This is a genomic window from Paenibacillus sp. FSL H7-0703 (genome assembly GCF_038003485.1).
GTDB classification, from domain to species: domain Bacteria; phylum Bacillota; class Bacilli; order Paenibacillales; family Paenibacillaceae; genus Paenibacillus; species Paenibacillus polymyxa_B.
In genome coordinates, this window is sequence record NZ_JBBOPF010000001.1 from 4,033,777 (window position 1) to 4,050,000 (window position 16,224).

Consider the following 16,224-nt stretch of genomic DNA (forward strand, 5'->3'; position numbering starts at 1 on the left):
TCTTTATATTGGCAGACATATTACTAAGTAAGTCGAACTGGTGGAAAACAGCCTGTATTAATGCGGCTTTGCGTGGAGTTAACTTCGCTTCTCCTCAAACGCTTTACATTGCCCTATACACCAGTAGTCCTACGGATGCGGACACAGGGCAGGAGGTAAGCGGTGGAGGCTATACGCGCCGTGCTGTGACGTTTTCTGAACCAGTTATAACGGATCGTAGAGCCGTTACTTCCAGCGTGGGGGATGTCTCTTTTCCTATCGCTGGAGCAGATTGGGGATTGATAACACACATAGGCATTCGGACAGCAGCAACCGGGGGCAATCTTGTCTATCACGGTGCAGTCAAAACACCGCGCACGGTCCAGACAAATGACACGATCAGGTTTCTGGCTGGGCAAATTAAAGTAGACGAAGGGTAGGTGTGAAACGTGGAAAAAATGTATCCACCAGTGGTGAACTCTCCTAAAACTGAGCTTGCAGAACTGATCACAGACACGCAAACCGAAATTACAGTCGCCAACGCCGCTGTGCTTTTACAGGGCGAGGGTATTGCTGTTTTAGGCAATGGGGATGTAGCGGAAACCATTACGTATACAAGCGTAGAGGAAAACATCCTGAAAGGCTGTGTACGTGGCTATGAGGGTGTTGCCCGTGCTTGGCCTGTCGGTACACGGATTGCACGCAATTTCACGGCAGCGGACTTCCGGGCAGTACAGGGCAATGTTACTGAGATGGACGAAAAGGTAACAGACTTGTCCGCTACGGTAGCCGAGAAGACACAGGCTGCATCTTTAACTAAAAAGGGCATTACCCAACTCTCCAAGTCCGTTAACGGGACACGGGATGATATAGCGGCTACAGAGAGTGCGGTAAGTTCTGCTTATGGCCTGGCAAATAGCGCATATCGCAATCGAGGCAATGCACCAGCAAACTGGAATGATGCCACCCTATCGGGTAGCTACAATGTGGCTCTTTCCGCATGGACAGGTTTTTCGAACTTTCCACCCGGAGCCTATACCTACGGCAAACTTGTGGTGAATTACGACAGCGGTGCTATTGTTCAAATGTACTTTTCACATGATAATCCTGGTCGTGTCTATACACGAATTGCTTTTGCTGGTCTTGATTGGAGAGATTGGACAGAGGTGTTCACTGTAACGGGTGGGGTTATACCTAGAGATGTAACCATAGCCGGGGTTGAAAAAGCGTTGGTTATGAAACAATCGTCTGGTTCAAAAGCTATGAGGCTTCAAGTTGCAACGGATGGTTCACTTTATTTTCAGAAGGCAAACATCAATACAGGTGCAGCAGAAAGTAGTCTTGTATGGATTGGCACAGATGGTAACATGTTTTGGCAAGGTGGGGACCTGAACACTTTAAAATCCGCATCCATTAACTTGTACTCAGGAAATGGAAGCCCCGAAGGGGTTGTGAGTGCGCCTGTCGGCTCTCTATACCGCAGGTGGGATGGCGGAGCAAATACCACGCTTTACGTTAAACAATCAGGTAGCGGGAATACGGGGTGGGCAGCGAAATGATAAAAGAATGTGTAGTATTAAATGACGAAGTAATCAACATCGGACCTTGGGATTATAATCGGCAGCAAGTGCTGTTGTCACCAGCAGAGTATGACGATGAGGGAAAAGTCACGAAAGAAGCTGTGTACGAAGAACAGACCACGAACCCGTTACCTGAAGGGGCAACTATCGAAGAACGGGAAATTGAAGTTGCACCGGATGGCGGACTGGTTATAAAGGGTTCAGTACAACCGACTGGTGATGAACTTCTTGGGCAGCAGCTTACGGAGTTAAAAATTCAGGCCATGCAGCAAACCGAACTTTTAGCGAGCATGGGCGCTGAACTGGCGGCTACAAAATTGGAACTAATTAATCTGAAAGGGGCTAATCAATCATGACATTTTGGACTCTTGCTTTTAAGTGGAACTGGGTAACGGCAGAGAAATTGAAGGGCGCAGTAATCACGGAGACAAACCGTTTCGGGGAAATAACACCGGAAGAATACAAGACCATAACAGGCGTGGACTTCCAGTAAGGAAAATTTTCCTTGCCTGATAGGAGGACGCTATGTTTAATGGTGGATTTAATAGCCTTGGTTTTAATACAGGAGATGTAGAAGGGAACATTATTGACCTTTCTGCATCTCTTTCTGGTTCCGGGCAAATGTACTCACGGAAGGTGGAGACGGATGGAACCGAAAGCGATAATGCGTTCAATCTTATGGCTTTTAATGTGGATGAACCCGGTACAATAACGGAATACATTTTGGAGTTTGTTTTGGACATGACAGCAGCGGCTAATCTATCCGGTGAAGGTCAGGCGCAGGCCGATTTTGTCCGTGAATATGCCTTGGAAGCTGTACCGATGTCGGGCGAGGGACGTATAACGGATGCTGTATACATTAGAGAAATCTTGGCGCAGGCCGTACCTATGCACGGTGAAGGTCGCATAACAGCGGATGCCAGCAGATTCCATACGGACTATATTGAGCTTATAGGCTTATTCGCTCCAGGGGATAAAGTCATAATTGATTCAAAGAACCTCAAAATTACAAAGAATGGCCAGAATGCTCTGCATGAGATGCAGGGTAATTTTTTGACCTAAACTTGGGAAATAACGTCCTGACATGGACGGACCCGGAAACCGGACGAGACATTTTGTTCCGCGTCACCTACCGGGATCGGTTTGTATAAGGAGGAAACATGATAAAACATGTGACAGTTTATGATTTACAAATGCGCCGAGTAGCATTTCTGGAAAATGCATTCGACATTGGGTATGACGCATCAATGAACGCACTTTGGACAGCTCAATTTTCTTTGCCTGCGGGGGATGAAAAGAACGCTGAGTGCCAGCCGTTGTACTTTGTTGAAATCTTTGACGGTGACGTTCGGCTTGAGCTGTTTCGCATCCTATCCAGTGCGGCAAAACGAGGCAGCGGCGGGGAAACAATCACATATCAGTGCGAACACGTTTTAGCTACTCTTTTGGATGATGTGCTGTTTCAATATCACACGGTTGGTAATTTGGGTTATTACACACCGCAAGTGCTTAAATACATTCTAGATAGGCAGACTACACAGCGTTGGCGGCTGGGTGACATTCAGTTCTCACACCAGTATGAATATAATTGGGAAAATGAGAACCTTCTAGGTGCTCTATTTTCCGTTCCGCAGCCATTCACGGATGAATACATGTGGACGTTTGATACTACGTCCTACCCGTGGACTCTGAACCTTGTACAGCCCTCCGCACGAGAGGAAGCGTACATTCGATACGGAGTGAATTTGCAGGGCATAGAACGAAAGGTAGACCCGTCTCAGGTTACTACACGTATTTATGGCTTGGGTTACGGTGAAGGGGTTAACCAACTCACGTTTGCTGATATTAATGGCGGTAAGCCATATATTGACGCAGAACCGGAATACATTCAGCGCTTTGGTCTTGTACAAACCATCTTTGCCGATAAACGATTTGAATTTGCTGACACATTACTTGCGCGATGCCGGGCCATGCTCAACGAGTTGAAAGTTCCAAGCGTGCAATATACGGTTGATGCTGCTGAAATTTACGCGCTGACAAAGGACCCTATTGACCGCTTTAAAGTAGGGGCTATGGTTCGGGTGCAAGATGCGGAAATGGGTGTCGATATCGTTGCGCGGGTGCTCAAGGTAAGCAAAGGCGATCTGTTCGGCAGACCAGGGGAAGTGAAGCTGGAGATTGCCAACAAAACTCAGGATATCGCCAGCAGTATAGCCGATTTACGTAACCGGATGCATATAAGCGAGGTATACGCACAGGGCGCAACTAATCTAGATACACGGGATTTTTCTGATAACTGCGACCCGGATCATCCCGCCATACTTAAATTCTATGTACCTGATGAAACTGTCCGAATTAATAAGGTTATGCTGTCTTTCCAAACTGAAGCTTTCCGGGCATACAGTAAAGCCATTGAAGGCGGCGGGGGTGTCAGTACAACAACGGCAGCGGGTGGGGCTTCTGTACCATCCACATCCACGTCAGCAGTTCAAACGCCAACAACTACTACACTAGCGGCAACTGTCGAATCTGCTAGTACATCTGATAAATGGTCTCAGTATTCCACCTTTGTCCCTCAAGCAGTTGATATGGGAGGGGAACATAATCACGGTATACCGGACGGGACTAATCTCGTTACAAGCACAGGAGAGAACGTCACATTTTCCATGTCTGGTAGTCATAGTCATGCTCTGACTTCGGATCATAGTCATAGAGTAACAATCCCTGGTCATAGTCACAGAGTAACGATACCTGGTCATAATCATACGGTTGAGATACCGGAACATTCACACGACATCAATTTACCTGACCATACACATGAAATTGAGTACGGGATATATGAAGGACCACAGCCAAACAACGTTTCTATTACGGTTGATGGGAATGCAGTCCAGATAAGTGGAACTAGCGGGAATGACATCAATATCATTCCGTATTTGTCCAAAGATGGGGATGGGCGTGTTTCACGAGGGAACTGGCATGAAATACAAATAGCGCCCAATAGCTTAGGGCGCGTGGTGGCTAACGTGGTTACTCAATTGTTCGTGCAGAGCCGTGGCGGTGGTAATTATTGATTTACACCTAAGAGTTGCAAAGTGTCATTACCTAAATAAGGCACACCGTTTTTAAACATAAGAGATGCTGTTTTTTCAGCATTGGTAAAAGTCTTACCATCTGGATTTTCGTACATGGATACAGGAAAGACTACGCTGTTTTCTCCATAAGAGAATGTGCTTTCTTTATCTACAACGTATTTGATTCCGTATTTTTCATTCGCTTCTCTTGCGGTAATCCATGAAACTTTTTTCTCAGTAGGTTGGTTTGTAGTTTGATTCACTGTTGAACCTCCTTCCGCTTTGGATTGCAAATCAATCTTCTTGCTCTTTGCATCAAATTGCAAATCATATCCGGTCAACCCGGCAACCTCTCTGACTGGTAAATATGTAGTGCCTTTATATACGAGTGGATCTGATTTAAGTGTTTGCTGCTGACCATCTACAGAAATAGCATATTTACTTACTACAGCTTGGACAGTTGGGGAGGTAGCAGCTACAGCCGCCGTTGCCGATCCGATCAACATACCAGCTACTAAACCGATTATCATTTTTTTCAAGGGGTACAGCTCCTTTTTTCATAGATTATACCATTTATTACGGTATTTCAGGCTAAAAGTTTTAGTTATTTGGGGGAGGTGATCAGTTATGCAATAACAAAATATCTATCTGCGTAGTCCCTGGAGTGGTCAGGGGCTTATTTGTGCTGAAATATTTAAGAGAATATTTAACGGAATAATTTACATGAATTTTGACAAGGGCAGGAAAATTGTCCTGACCTATAGAGACGGGGGAAGAGTTATGCATGAGAAAGTCGATCAGGCAATTAAAAGCTTATCCGCAGGAGCCATGATCGGTTATTTTTTCGGGGGGTGGACAACGATGCTAACGCTATTGTGGTGGATGGTCGTTATCGACTTCTTCACTGGATGGGCAGCGGCCTGGATTAATGGGGAGCTGAAAAGCAGGAAAGGGTACTATGGCATAGCTCGTAAGGTAGCAATATTTCTAATGGTTACAATTGCTCATTTGATTGATCGTATTCTTGGGGATGCACACTATTTCCGAGATGCGGTCATTTTCTTTTATTTGGCTAACGAATTGCTATCAGTCATTGAAAATGTAGGGAGAATGGGGGTTCCGATGCCCGATGTTTTACGTAATGCCGTGAAAATCTTCGAGTCTCGTTCCCAAGCTCCTAAAAATCCGAATATGCCAGACCCGGAGCCAGAAAACAAAGATCAGCAGAAGCCTGCTGTATAAGGGGAGAACAAGAATGCAAGCGAGGAAAAAGGGAAATGCAAAGGGGATCGACGTATCCCGTTATCAAGGAAACATCGATTGGAAGGCGGTCAAGGCTGACGGTATTTCATTTGCCATTATCAAGGCCAGCCAGGGACAGCGCTACGTTGATCCGACATTCACCACGAATGCAAAAGGAGCCAGAGCAGCCGGGGTATTGCTGGGAGCATACCATTTTGTAGACGCAATCAGCGTTGAGGCAGCCAAAGCGGAAGCGCGGCATTTTGCTGAGGTATTGGAACAGGTAGGTGGTGGGAAATCTCTGGACTTGCCGCCTGTAATGGATTATGAAAACAATCCCGGCAACCTGTCTAAAACGCTTATTAGTGCTGTAGCGTTGGCCTTTCTGCTGGAGTTGGAGCGACTTACAGGACGTAAGCCCATTATCTATACAGGTAATGCATTTGCAGCTAATTTTAACGCGTCATTGGGCGGTTACCCATTATGGATAGCCCGGTACAGTGATACTCGCGTCCCTAGCGACACAGTGACATGGAAACGCTGGGATATCTGGCAATACAGCGATAGCGGTAAGATTAAGGGCATCGCTGGCAACGTAGATCTGAACGAATTTGATGGAACTGCGGACGAACTGCGGACGCGGTTCAATAAGAAGGGGGAAAGTACAGTGGTAGAAAAGCAAAGAGACATTAACAAGGTCAGCCCGTGGGCAGCGGACGTATGGGAGGAAATGACCAAGAATGGTTACTTTGATGGAACGCGTCCCGGCGCACCGATTACACGGGAAGAAGCTGCGGCAGCTCTAAGCCGTCTACGTAAAAACATTCTCAAGGGGGATAAATAACCATGATCGAACAATACATCACAAATATTACGCTGTCACTGATTGGACTTGGTACGCTTGGCCTGCTTATACTGGCAACCTCCTTGTATCGCAAGGTTAAACCGATCTATGAAGCACGTTTTAGCATTGAGCAGCGCAACAGAATTGGACAACTGGCCCAAGACGCTTATGCATGGGTAGAACGAAACTATGCTGGAGCTGGCGCGGAAAAGTTTCACGAGGCTGTTAAGTACCTAACCGTCAAACTGGATCAGATTGGCGTATCTATCAAGCCGGAGGAAGTCGAGGCTGCAATACAAAAGGCCTGGGAAGAATTTAATCTGAATAAAATTAAATCTGCTTAATATATTTACAGAATCACCCAGTGATACTATACTTACATTGTATCCGAAAGCATCGGTACAAAGGCCCTGTTAACCTGATAGTTAACAGGGCACTACTTTATTAGGAGGAAGATAAGTTTTGACTGAAAAAAATGATTATGTTGTTTATAAAGGGGCATCAAACACACAAGACGGACAGCAGAGTTATTCAGATTTACCTATGACGATGAGGATTACAAATGATGAAGAAGTTACACAAATTTGGAATGATTACGTTGGTAACTTGAAAAGATTGTTAGAGGAATTTTTTCCATACATAGCTACATTAAATATTTCTAGCCATGACGGACCTTTTTTCAGAGGCAGAGCCGAAGAAGACAAGAAGCCATACTATAAAGCAAAGGATTTGAAAGCCCCTCCAGCACAATGGTGCGGGGTAGGTAGAGTTAATCCAGCTGGTTTACCTTTTCTTTATATCGCGGACTCAATAGAAACTGTTTTGCAAGAAGTACACAAAAAGTCAGGAACTTCTGTCAGTATTGCAGAATGCAAGCCTAACCAGGACTTAAAGTTGCTTGATTTAACACATGGTATAGAGGAATACAGCAAGAGTAATAGCTTTCGAAAAATTATTAATGATAGCTTTGCGGCTCCTATAGATTACAATAAGCCTGAAATTGATTATCTACCTACTCAGGCAATTGCACTTTATGTAAAGGATTTTATGAAACTTGACGGTATTAAATATAAAAGTGCTGTTCACGACGGAGGATATAATTTAGTTCTCTTTGATGACTCTGTTATTAACGTTTCATATAGTCAATCCAGATTGGTTCCATAGAAAAATATAAAAGAAACTCCTGCCGTCTTCATGGTCAGCAGGAGTTTCTTTTTTTGACCATATTTTGACCATATTTGAACCAGAACAGACCTTAAAATATCGGAATAAAATTTTTTTTCTTCCTATTATACTGCGGAAAACTGAACGCATCCGAATGTTATATTTTCGAACGTAAAAAATACGGCCTCAAAGCCGCTCGTCGTGCACCACAGTTCTCGAAACGTTAATATTTCGAATACAGAAGAACCTTTTCCTTATGGAAAGGGTTCTTTTTTATTTAGTCATTTCCTGATCAATATCCACATGTGGATAAGTAGACCTACTCTAAAAGTTACAAGCTTCAGCATGTTTCAGCGAATACATAAATAACCGCATGCAAATGCACGGAATACGAAAAGTTATCCACCATGGAATTGAAGAAGATATTGTTATACACAAATACAGTTTGCTATTTCAACGCAGTTTATTCTGTAATGTTTATAACCTGTGACTAAAAATATAATGTTCGGCTATTCAATATAGCCTCATCTTAATATTCTTTGCTAAGTGCTGTTTCACGAGGATACTTTGCTTTCGCTTGTTTATGTAAAGTCCTCCTTGATATGTTCTGGCTGGCACTGTCTATGCCTCTTGTATTGCTGTTTTGGGCGTAGCAAGGGATAGGGCAAGAAATACCTCTTTTTATTTGTATGCCGGAGCAGAAGGACGGTCCTTGGCCTAGCGTTGCCCGCTTCCTAGACTACTGCTATTGCAACGGCGATGTACATGTTACTGGTAATAGAAATAGTCTACACAGCAATCGCTCCAAACTATACCGGGAGCCCGTGTATTGTCCGACTGTCTACCCTCATAAAATCGCCCTTCATTGATGACAGGCTTTAAATAGGCTTCCAGTAGCGATAAGAGTCTTGCTTGTGTCCAGTGATCAATTCCTCGGGAATTGCCGCTACGAGCGCTTTGGGATTGAATAGAGGTATAATAAGAGTTTAGTGCGCAGTCATTCCTTTTATAATTTTCAGAATGAAGGCATCGCTGACCCAGAGCTCCGGAATAGTATAGTGGGTTTCACGTGCTTTCTTCTACAGATGGTTCTTGCTTGATCAAAGCAACCCATAGCTGTTCAGCATTACCGATGGCTGCCGCGCACTGGGCCTATGGGCCATTTTCAAATGTTTGGTATAAGAATATTTTATATAAAGTCATTGAACTTGATTGGATACGCAAGAAAGCATTAAAGAATGCTGACAGAGCAACATTTCTGCAAATTTAGGTGGATAAATGCTTGCATCAGGACATTTTGCCGTGGATTGACAACGATTGTGAAAGTTTTATACTGTATTTAATCTTATTAGTTTAGTCGGTATTGGAGTGACACTTATTTATGAATCTTCATATGGAGGCGCATTGATAATGAATTTATTGGAGAAAGAAGCGTTGATTAGAGTCAAGGCAATTGAACTGGAAGAGGCTACGCCAGAGGAAATTATCCAGTATGCTGTTCTTACATTTCCCAATCTTACCTTTGCTTGTAGCTTCGGAGCAGAAGATGTAGTACTAGTAGATATGCTTCAAAAAATTAGCCCTTCCACCGACATTTTTTACTTGGACACCGACTTTCATTTTCAAGAAACTTATGATACGCGAGATCAGATGAAAGCCAGATATAACTTGGATTTTGTTAGGGTCTCTCCCTTAATTACTCCTGAAGAGCAAGCGGCTGAACATGGAGAGGAACTGTGGAAAACAGATCCAAACACATGTTGTGGTATACGCAAAGTTGAGCCGCTGACACGTATTTTGTCACAATACGATGCATGGATTACCGGTATTCGCCGGGATCAGGCCCCTACCCGTGCGAATTCAAAAAAGGTAGAGTATGACGAAAAGTTTGGACTCGTTAAATTTAACCCCTTGGCAAGCTGGACATCCGAGGATGTATGGAACTATATCCGTACTCATGAAGTGCTGTATAATCCATTGCATGATCGCAATTATCCCAGTATCGGTTGTGAGCAATGTACCCGTGAGGTCCTACCAGGTGAAGATCCTCGTGCAGGTCGCTGGTCAGGCAATGAGAAAACGGAGTGTGGGCTCCATCAATAAAATGGTATTCAGGTAGCTATGAGTCATATTTATGAAGAGAAGGGAAGTGCATTATGACTGCAATTCTTTCGCATGGCGGAACACTTGTTGATAAAATCATTACAGGACCGAAGCAAAAAGCACTTTTGCAGGCCGCAGAGGAATTGTTCCCAATCCGTGTAAACTCATGGACCATTTCTGATCTGGATTTAATTGGAGTGGGGGCATTTTCTCCTTTGACGGGGTTTATGAATGAATCTGATTATCGGTCAGTGGTAACAGATATGCGTCTTGCCGATGGTACAGTCTGGAGTATTCCCATTACTCTTGCAGTTGCAGAAAGTGTAGCCAGTGAATTGAAATTAGGTCAGCAGGTGGCTTTGGTGGGTGAAACAGACGGTACTATTTATGCTGTACTTGATATTGAAAGTATTTATCAGGTAGATCAGGCTGAGGAAGCCAGACGAGTATTCAAGACGGATGACCCGGCTCATCCTGGCGTAAAAAAACTGTTAGATCGACCTGCTACGTATGTTGGTGGATCTGTGCAAGTGCTGAATCGGCCGGAGCCCACACAATTTAGTGAGTTTTACTATACACCATCACAGACACGCGACTATTTTGCAGAAAAAGGCTGGAAAACAGTAGTCGGATTTCAAACACGAAATCCGGTACACCGGGCACATGAGTACATTCAAAAAAGCGCGATGGAGATTGTGGATGCTTTGTTTCTAAACCCACTCGTTGGTGAAACCAAGTCAGATGACGTTCCGGCAGATGTGCGTATGAAGAGCTATCTGGTGTTGTTGGATAATTATTATCCGGCTGATCGGACTTTTCTGGGGGTATTTCCTGCTGCCATGCGATACGCGGGTCCTAGAGAGGCCATTTTCCATGCTATTGTGCGAAAAAACTATGGCTGTACCCATTTTATTGTTGGAAGGGACCATGCTGGTGTAGGAGACTATTATGGTACCTACGAAGCACAGGAAATTTTCAGGCACTTTACACCTGAAGAGCTGGGGATTACTCCATTGTTCTTTGAACACAGCTTTTATTGCACCCGATGTGGAAATATGGCCTCAAGTAAAACATGCCCACATCCCAAGGAGCATCATTTAACGCTCTCGGGCACCAAGGTACGGGAATTGTTGCGCTCTGGGGTTTGCCCGCCACCTGAATTTACACGACCGGAAGTCGCTCAAGTGCTGATTGAAGGTATGAAAGAATTTGTTCATGCCTGAGTTGTACTATCTACACGCCTCGTCCCATATAGATTATTAGTATCTGTATAGGACGGAGGCGTTTTGTTATGCAAAAAAATAATCGTAAAAACGAGGTTACACTGTGGATTCGCTATCGGACGTTGCAAAAAATGCTGTTGGGCTGTTGTCTCGCCGTTCTATTTATTACACTGGCATTGTATGAGATACCTGCTTCCAGAGCTTGGACCCATTGGAGTTTACCCCTTACTGGTAAAGTAATTGCCCTAGATGCTGGACACGGAGGGCCTGATGGAGGGGCGGTTAGCAAAGAAGGGATTATTGAAAAGGATATTAATCTGGCAATCGCTTTTTATTTGCGGGATTATTTACAGCAAGCAGGTGCTGTTGTTGTCATGACACGTGAGGATGATCGCGACCTGGCGCAGCAAGAAACGAAAGGTTATTCCAGAAGAAAAACGGAGGATTTGAAGCAGCGTGTGCGTATAATTGAGGAGCAGAAAGCAGACCTCTTTCTAAGTATCCATATGAACAGTATTCCGTCGAGCCGTTGGAGTGGAGCCCAAACCTTTTACGTACCTAACCATGCAGATAACGGGAATTTGGCGTCTTTAATTCAGGAAGAGATCAAACGCAACTTGGAAAATACGGACAGAGTGGCTAAGACCGTGAACACAGTTTATTTATTGAAAGCTCTCAAAATGCCATCAGCCCTTGTAGAAGTAGGATTTTTGTCCCATCCTGAGGAAGCTAGACGACTTAGTGACGTGAACTATCAAAGGCAGGTGGCGGCGTCCATATATAAGGGGATTTTGCGTTACAGTGCCGGGGAAAAGGGGATCTCACCAGCACCTTAAGCCAGATAGTGGTATACTGTAAGTGTTTACCACTCCGTAATTCATTAAAGCAGAGGTGCTGATAATTCATGCAATCAAGAGAGCAAGTTATAGAGCTACTTCAACAAGTGCGGGAGCCTCATACAGGACGCCGTCTAGTCGATCTCCATTTTATTCGGGATGTGGTGGTTAAAGAGGATCGGGTATCCTTGACTGCCATTACCCTGAATAGCCAGGAAGAGACGCTGAAAGAGTTGGAACGAGAAATACGGCAGACATTAGAAGAGGCGGGATTAAGTCACGTTCATATTCGTATTCGTGAGGCATCTGAGCATGAAAAGTCTGCCCTTCAAAATGGAGAGGAGACCGAGGAAGCGGCTGACCCGGTTTTGACCAAAGGACATGCTGTTGGCATGGAAGAACATGAGCTACTTAGCCCAGCATCTGGCGTACGATTTATTGCCATTGCAAGCGGAAAAGGTGGTGTCGGAAAATCGACAGTAGCTGTAAATTTGGCGGCTGCTTTAGCTAGACAGGGGAAGCGTGTGGGTTTGATTGATGCGGATATCTATGGATTCAGTGTGCCGGATATGATTGGAGTAGAGGATGTGCCTACTGTCGAAGATGGTATCATTCAGCCAGTGGAGCGATTTGGTATCAAAATCATGTCTATGGGCTTCTTTGTTAGAGAAAACAACCCGGTGATCTGGAGAGGTCCCATGCTGGGGAGAATGCTCAGACAGTTTTTTAGTGATGTCGAATGGGGAAAACTGGACTATATGATTCTCGATTTACCACCAGGCACTGGCGATGTAGCGCTTGACGTACATCAAATGATTCCGCAGAGTGAAGAAATCATTGTCACTACTCCACATGCAACGGCGGCTTTTGTAGCTGCACGTGCAGGCGCAATGGCGCTTCAAACGGATCATAAGGTCATCGGCGTTGTGGAGAACATGTCTTATTATGTGTCCTCCACTGGAGAAAAGGACTATGTTTTTGGGCGAGGAGGGGGGGCTATGTTGGCAGACACTCTTCATACAAAACTTCTTGCTCAAATTCCGCTGGGTATTCCAGATAACCATCCGTCAGAAGCCGACTTTTCTCCATCTGTATATAAATCTGAGTCTGCCACGGGGACCATTTACAATGATATTGCTGCTCAGATTACGATTTTGCACACGGAATCTGAATAAAGAAAAAAGGCTGGTTTATTAAACCAGCCTTTTTATTATTGGCTTCCTCCTTGTTCTCCTTCGCCCCCACCTTCGCTGCCTCCACCACCTTGCTTATCGCCGCCTGCACCGCTTTGCTCACCACTTTTTTTCTCAACCTTGGGTTGAAGCTCCTCTTGTACGACGGTTTTGAGTAAATTCATAACCTCAAGTCGGAAAATTGGATTTTGCATGGCATCATGCATGACTGTCATAGATTGTTTGCGATATTCAGGGGTTTTAGTTAAGTCCATATACATTTTGGTTAATTCTGGTGACTTGAGCATTGCTTCAATTGATTTTTGATAAGAAGGGTCTTTTATAAGTTGCATATGAAGCTGTTTGCTTTGGCTGTTGATGGCTTTGGCAAATTCTCCGGCAAAACGCGGATCGGTCATAATCTTTTCGATTTCTTTTTTATATTCAGGTGATACCAAAGTATCTTTGACTGCGATCTTCATCTGTTCAGCCGATTGCATGGGCATAAGCATTTTCATTCCCATGCTACCACCAGATCCACCACCAGACCCACCCTCTTCACTGCTTTGACCGGATTGTCCTTCTTTGGATGAACTGTTTTCCCCGGTTAAAGCCTCCTCTACGGCTTTTTTTCCGTCATCGCTTTTCAAGATATCGACAACCATCGTTTTCATCTCTTTATAACTGTTCTGGGGGGGCGCAGAACCCTGATCTGAGCCGCATCCACTCAGTGCAACGCCCAGTACGCATACCGTGCTAACAAATCGCAAACGAGTCCAATTCATGGCCGTATTCCTCCTTCATCATGAATGTGGATAGTATGCGGATGAATGGGGAGAAATATGTCGATTTGCTTTTGGTTTTTAGCTGAGAACGATGTAAAATAACTCCTTAAAGACCCAGTGCCTGATCGCGTACCTCTTTGCCTTTTACTGTACCCTGTTGAAGCAGTTCAGATACAGTCACGAATTCATAGCCTTGTGCTCGCAACTTGTCGATAATGACCGGCAGGGCTTCATGCGTTTGTTTACAGGAATCACTGGCATGCAGAAGGACGATATCGCCAGGATGCGCTTTATTTACAACACGGTCGATTATGACCTGAGTACCAGGGTTTTTCCAGTCCAGGGAATCTGTATCCCACTGAATGGTTTTGTAGCCTAAAGTGCCGGCAACCTGAAGGACTCTTTTATCAAAGTCGCCATTAGGCATACGGATCAACTTCGGGGACTGTCCTGTCAGTTCGGTTAATGTGGTATGAGCAATTGAAATCTGCTTACGAATATCTTCATCGCTTAAGCTGCTGTAATTTTCGTGTTTATGGCCATGACTGCCGATCTCAAATCCGCTTTCTTTAATCTGATTCACAAGTTCCGGATGTGTTTTACTCCAAGGGGCAGAAAGAAAAAAGGTGGACTTGGTCACTTTCTTATCCTCAAGGACTTTTAAGATGGGGGCAGTGCGCTTATCGCCCCAACTAATATCAAAGGTGAGAGCGATCAACTTTTTGTCCGTGGGCACACTATAAATAGCGGTTGGTGCTTCCTCGGAAAAAACTGTAACATTATCGGTTTCTACATAAATGACTCCGACAGTAAAGATGGCTGCAGCCATTACGATTAAGAATCGTTTGATTTTTTTACCGTTTAATACATAAAAAAAAGAATTCATAGTTAATAACGCCCCTTTCATCCTAGAAGTGCTTGTTTACTTAAAGCTATGCCAGGGGTTGTCAATTATTCCATTGGACTAATAGGAGGAATTATCAAATGGGACTAAACGCATTTTTTCACGATTTACAAATGACAAGACGGTTAATTTTAATCTCTGCACTTCTTTTCTGCACAAGTATTATAGTGGGGTGGTTAAGTACAGGCACTATTCAATCCATGCTGGCGCAACAAATGGAGGGACTGGGAGAAGTAGCGCAGCGCTTGCAGAATTCTGAGCATCCACAATGGAGTTTTTTTGTATTTATCTTTTTCAATAATGCAATTAAATGTGTGCTGGTCATATTTATGGGGGCTGTATTTGGAATCGTACCGTTTATATTTTTGATTGTGAACGGTATGGTTTTAGGGTTTGTAGTACACTTGCAGACAGATATGGGAAGAAGTATGTATGAAGTTGTTGTAAAAGGGTTACTGCCTCACGGTGTGATTGAATTGCCTGTTTTGATTATCGCTTGTGCCTTCGGATTGAAGTTTGGAATTAACATAATGTCTACTATAGGTACAAGCATAGGGCTAAAGCGCAAAGGAACTGGCCCATCGTGGAATGTATTTATGAAACAAACGTTGAGGGTGTCCCTATGGTCTGTCATCTTACTGCTTTTAGCAGCTGCTATTGAGAGTGGCATAACTTATCGTTTATTGTCACAATAAAATATTATGGCCAATTATTTATATATTTCCTGAAAATTGAACATAACAAAGGGGAGAGCCTAAAGAAAAGCTGAAGATTAATCGGGGGAAGTTTGAAACCTTAGCAGTTGAGTTTAAAAACAGGTAAAGATTGGAACAATAGTTGAGCAAATATAAGTACTATATAATCTGCTGATAAGGGAGTATGGTCATATGTTGGGAATGCTGTTTAACGAAAAAGAATGCAAGGAACTTGACTACGTTCTTCGTAAGGAGCTAGATGAAATGCTGCTTGATATGAGCGATACTCGATTGGATCAAGATATTCGCTACGCAATCGCACTTCGATATAAAACAGTCTTCCGCATGTATGCCCGTTTTGCACCCGCCAAGGAACTATCAAAATATGCTCGCAGAGGGCGAGTCCCACAAACCAAACAATGAAAAGATAAGGTGGAGAATATATCAGAGATATCAGGAAGTAAACTATTTTAAAAAGCTATACTTTCTGATATCAAAAAAAGTATTGACTCTATTCAATATTCATGGTAAATTAACTTTCGTTCCTTTTTGAAGGATTTGCTCGAAAAAAGAAATTAAAAAAACTCTTGCAAATTCTAAAAAGAGATGATATATTATAAAGG

Annotated in this window: 20 protein-coding genes; 17 read left to right on the forward strand and 3 right to left on the reverse strand. The window is 43.8% G+C overall.

Translation table 11 applies throughout. The annotated features are described in order from the left end of the window. Positions 1-8 precede the first annotated feature (8 nt). The 6 genes from MHB46_RS17940 to MHB46_RS17965 all read left to right on the forward strand — a co-directional run bounded on the left by MHB46_RS17940 (position 9) and on the right by MHB46_RS17965 (position 4,633). Positions 9-419 (forward strand): phage tail fiber protein, encoded by a 411-nt coding sequence (locus tag MHB46_RS17940; RefSeq protein ID WP_341163010.1) that lies wholly within the window; start codon positions 9-11, stop codon positions 417-419. A gap of 9 nt (positions 420-428) precedes the next feature. Further along, positions 429-1,538, forward strand: a complete 1,110-nt coding sequence (locus MHB46_RS17945) for a pyocin knob domain-containing protein (RefSeq protein ID WP_430024903.1) — start codon at positions 429-431, stop codon at positions 1,536-1,538. Then, a complete protein-coding gene (locus tag MHB46_RS17950; protein ID WP_341163011.1) occupies positions 1,535-1,915 on the forward strand; it encodes a hypothetical protein in 381 nt (126 codons plus the stop codon). Before MHB46_RS17945 ends, MHB46_RS17950 begins: the two co-directional genes overlap by 4 nt. Then, on the forward strand, positions 1,912-2,052 hold the full coding sequence (locus MHB46_RS17955; RefSeq protein ID WP_019686685.1) for an XkdX family protein: 141 nt from the start codon (positions 1,912-1,914) through the stop codon (positions 2,050-2,052). Before MHB46_RS17950 ends, MHB46_RS17955 begins: the two co-directional genes overlap by 4 nt. A gap of 32 nt (positions 2,053-2,084) precedes the next feature. Then, positions 2,085-2,621 carry a hypothetical protein gene (locus MHB46_RS17960; RefSeq protein ID WP_341163012.1) on the forward strand — a complete coding sequence of 179 codons (537 nt, stop codon included), beginning with the start codon at positions 2,085-2,087 and terminating at the stop codon, positions 2,619-2,621. A gap of 98 nt (positions 2,622-2,719) precedes the next feature. Continuing rightward, positions 2,720-4,633 carry a phage tail spike protein gene (locus MHB46_RS17965; protein ID WP_341163013.1) on the forward strand — a complete coding sequence of 638 codons (1,914 nt, stop codon included), beginning with the start codon at positions 2,720-2,722 and terminating at the stop codon, positions 4,631-4,633. Here MHB46_RS17965 and MHB46_RS17970 read toward each other — a convergent pair. Next, entirely contained in the window at positions 4,627-5,163 is a 537-nt protein-coding gene (locus MHB46_RS17970; RefSeq protein WP_341163766.1) for a stalk domain-containing protein, read from the reverse strand. The two genes, MHB46_RS17965 and MHB46_RS17970, sit on opposite strands and share 7 nt — an antisense overlap. Positions 5,164-5,413: 250 nt before the next feature. Here MHB46_RS17970 and MHB46_RS17975 point away from each other — a divergent pair, with 250 nt between their 5' ends. The 9 genes from MHB46_RS17975 to MHB46_RS18010 all read left to right on the forward strand — a co-directional run bounded on the left by MHB46_RS17975 (position 5,414) and on the right by MHB46_RS18010 (position 13,220). Then, positions 5,414-5,875: a phage holin family protein gene (locus tag MHB46_RS17975; protein ID WP_341163014.1), complete on the forward strand. Its 462-nt coding sequence runs from the start codon at positions 5,414-5,416 to the stop codon at positions 5,873-5,875. 13 nt (positions 5,876-5,888) lie between these two features. After that, the gene (locus tag MHB46_RS17980; RefSeq protein WP_341163015.1) at positions 5,889-6,719 is read left to right on the forward strand and encodes a glycoside hydrolase family 25 protein; all 831 of its coding nucleotides are present in this window, start codon (positions 5,889-5,891) and stop codon (positions 6,717-6,719) included. Between the two features lie 2 nt (positions 6,720-6,721). Then, positions 6,722-7,063 carry a phage holin gene (locus MHB46_RS17985; protein WP_341163016.1) on the forward strand — a complete coding sequence of 114 codons (342 nt, stop codon included), beginning with the start codon at positions 6,722-6,724 and terminating at the stop codon, positions 7,061-7,063. Between the two features lie 118 nt (positions 7,064-7,181). Beyond that, on the forward strand, positions 7,182-7,883 hold the full coding sequence (locus MHB46_RS17990; protein ID WP_341163017.1) for an RES family NAD+ phosphorylase: 702 nt from the start codon (positions 7,182-7,184) through the stop codon (positions 7,881-7,883). A 161-nt stretch (positions 7,884-8,044) separates the two neighbouring features. Continuing rightward, on the forward strand, positions 8,045-8,110 hold the full coding sequence (gene rpsI / locus MHB46_RS26250) for a 30S ribosomal protein S9 (protein ID WP_397376032.1): 66 nt from the start codon (positions 8,045-8,047) through the stop codon (positions 8,108-8,110). A 1,183-nt stretch (positions 8,111-9,293) separates the two neighbouring features. Next, entirely contained in the window at positions 9,294-9,986 is a 693-nt protein-coding gene (locus MHB46_RS17995; RefSeq protein WP_013312138.1) for a phosphoadenylyl-sulfate reductase, read from the forward strand. Between the two features lie 53 nt (positions 9,987-10,039). Then, entirely contained in the window at positions 10,040-11,209 is a 1,170-nt protein-coding gene (gene sat / locus MHB46_RS18000) for a sulfate adenylyltransferase (protein ID WP_341163018.1), read from the forward strand. Between the two features lie 68 nt (positions 11,210-11,277). After that, positions 11,278-12,045 carry an N-acetylmuramoyl-L-alanine amidase CwlD gene (gene cwlD, locus MHB46_RS18005; RefSeq protein WP_341163019.1) on the forward strand — a complete coding sequence of 256 codons (768 nt, stop codon included), beginning with the start codon at positions 11,278-11,280 and terminating at the stop codon, positions 12,043-12,045. Between the two features lie 68 nt (positions 12,046-12,113). Continuing rightward, a complete protein-coding gene (locus tag MHB46_RS18010; RefSeq protein ID WP_341163020.1) occupies positions 12,114-13,220 on the forward strand; it encodes an Mrp/NBP35 family ATP-binding protein in 1,107 nt (368 codons plus the stop codon). Positions 13,221-13,255: 35 nt separating this feature from the next. On the opposite strand, the gene gerD is transcribed toward MHB46_RS18010, so the two are convergent. Both gerD and pdaB read right to left on the reverse strand, forming a co-directional pair. Then, positions 13,256-14,002, reverse strand: a complete 747-nt coding sequence (gene gerD / locus MHB46_RS18015; protein ID WP_254327565.1) for a spore germination lipoprotein GerD — start codon at positions 14,000-14,002, stop codon at positions 13,256-13,258. Between the two features lie 106 nt (positions 14,003-14,108). Then, on the reverse strand, positions 14,109-14,888 hold the full coding sequence (gene pdaB, locus MHB46_RS18020; protein ID WP_061831406.1) for a polysaccharide deacetylase family sporulation protein PdaB: 780 nt from the start codon (positions 14,886-14,888) through the stop codon (positions 14,109-14,111). 98 nt (positions 14,889-14,986) lie between these two features. On the opposite strand from pdaB, the gene MHB46_RS18025 reads away from it, so the two are divergent. Next, a complete protein-coding gene (locus tag MHB46_RS18025; protein WP_165179907.1) occupies positions 14,987-15,601 on the forward strand; it encodes a stage II sporulation protein M in 615 nt (204 codons plus the stop codon). Between the two features lie 192 nt (positions 15,602-15,793). After that, complete coding sequence (locus MHB46_RS18030) at positions 15,794-16,024, forward strand: hypothetical protein (protein ID WP_013312131.1); 231 nt, start codon at positions 15,794-15,796, stop codon at positions 16,022-16,024. Positions 16,025-16,224 lie beyond the last annotated feature (200 nt).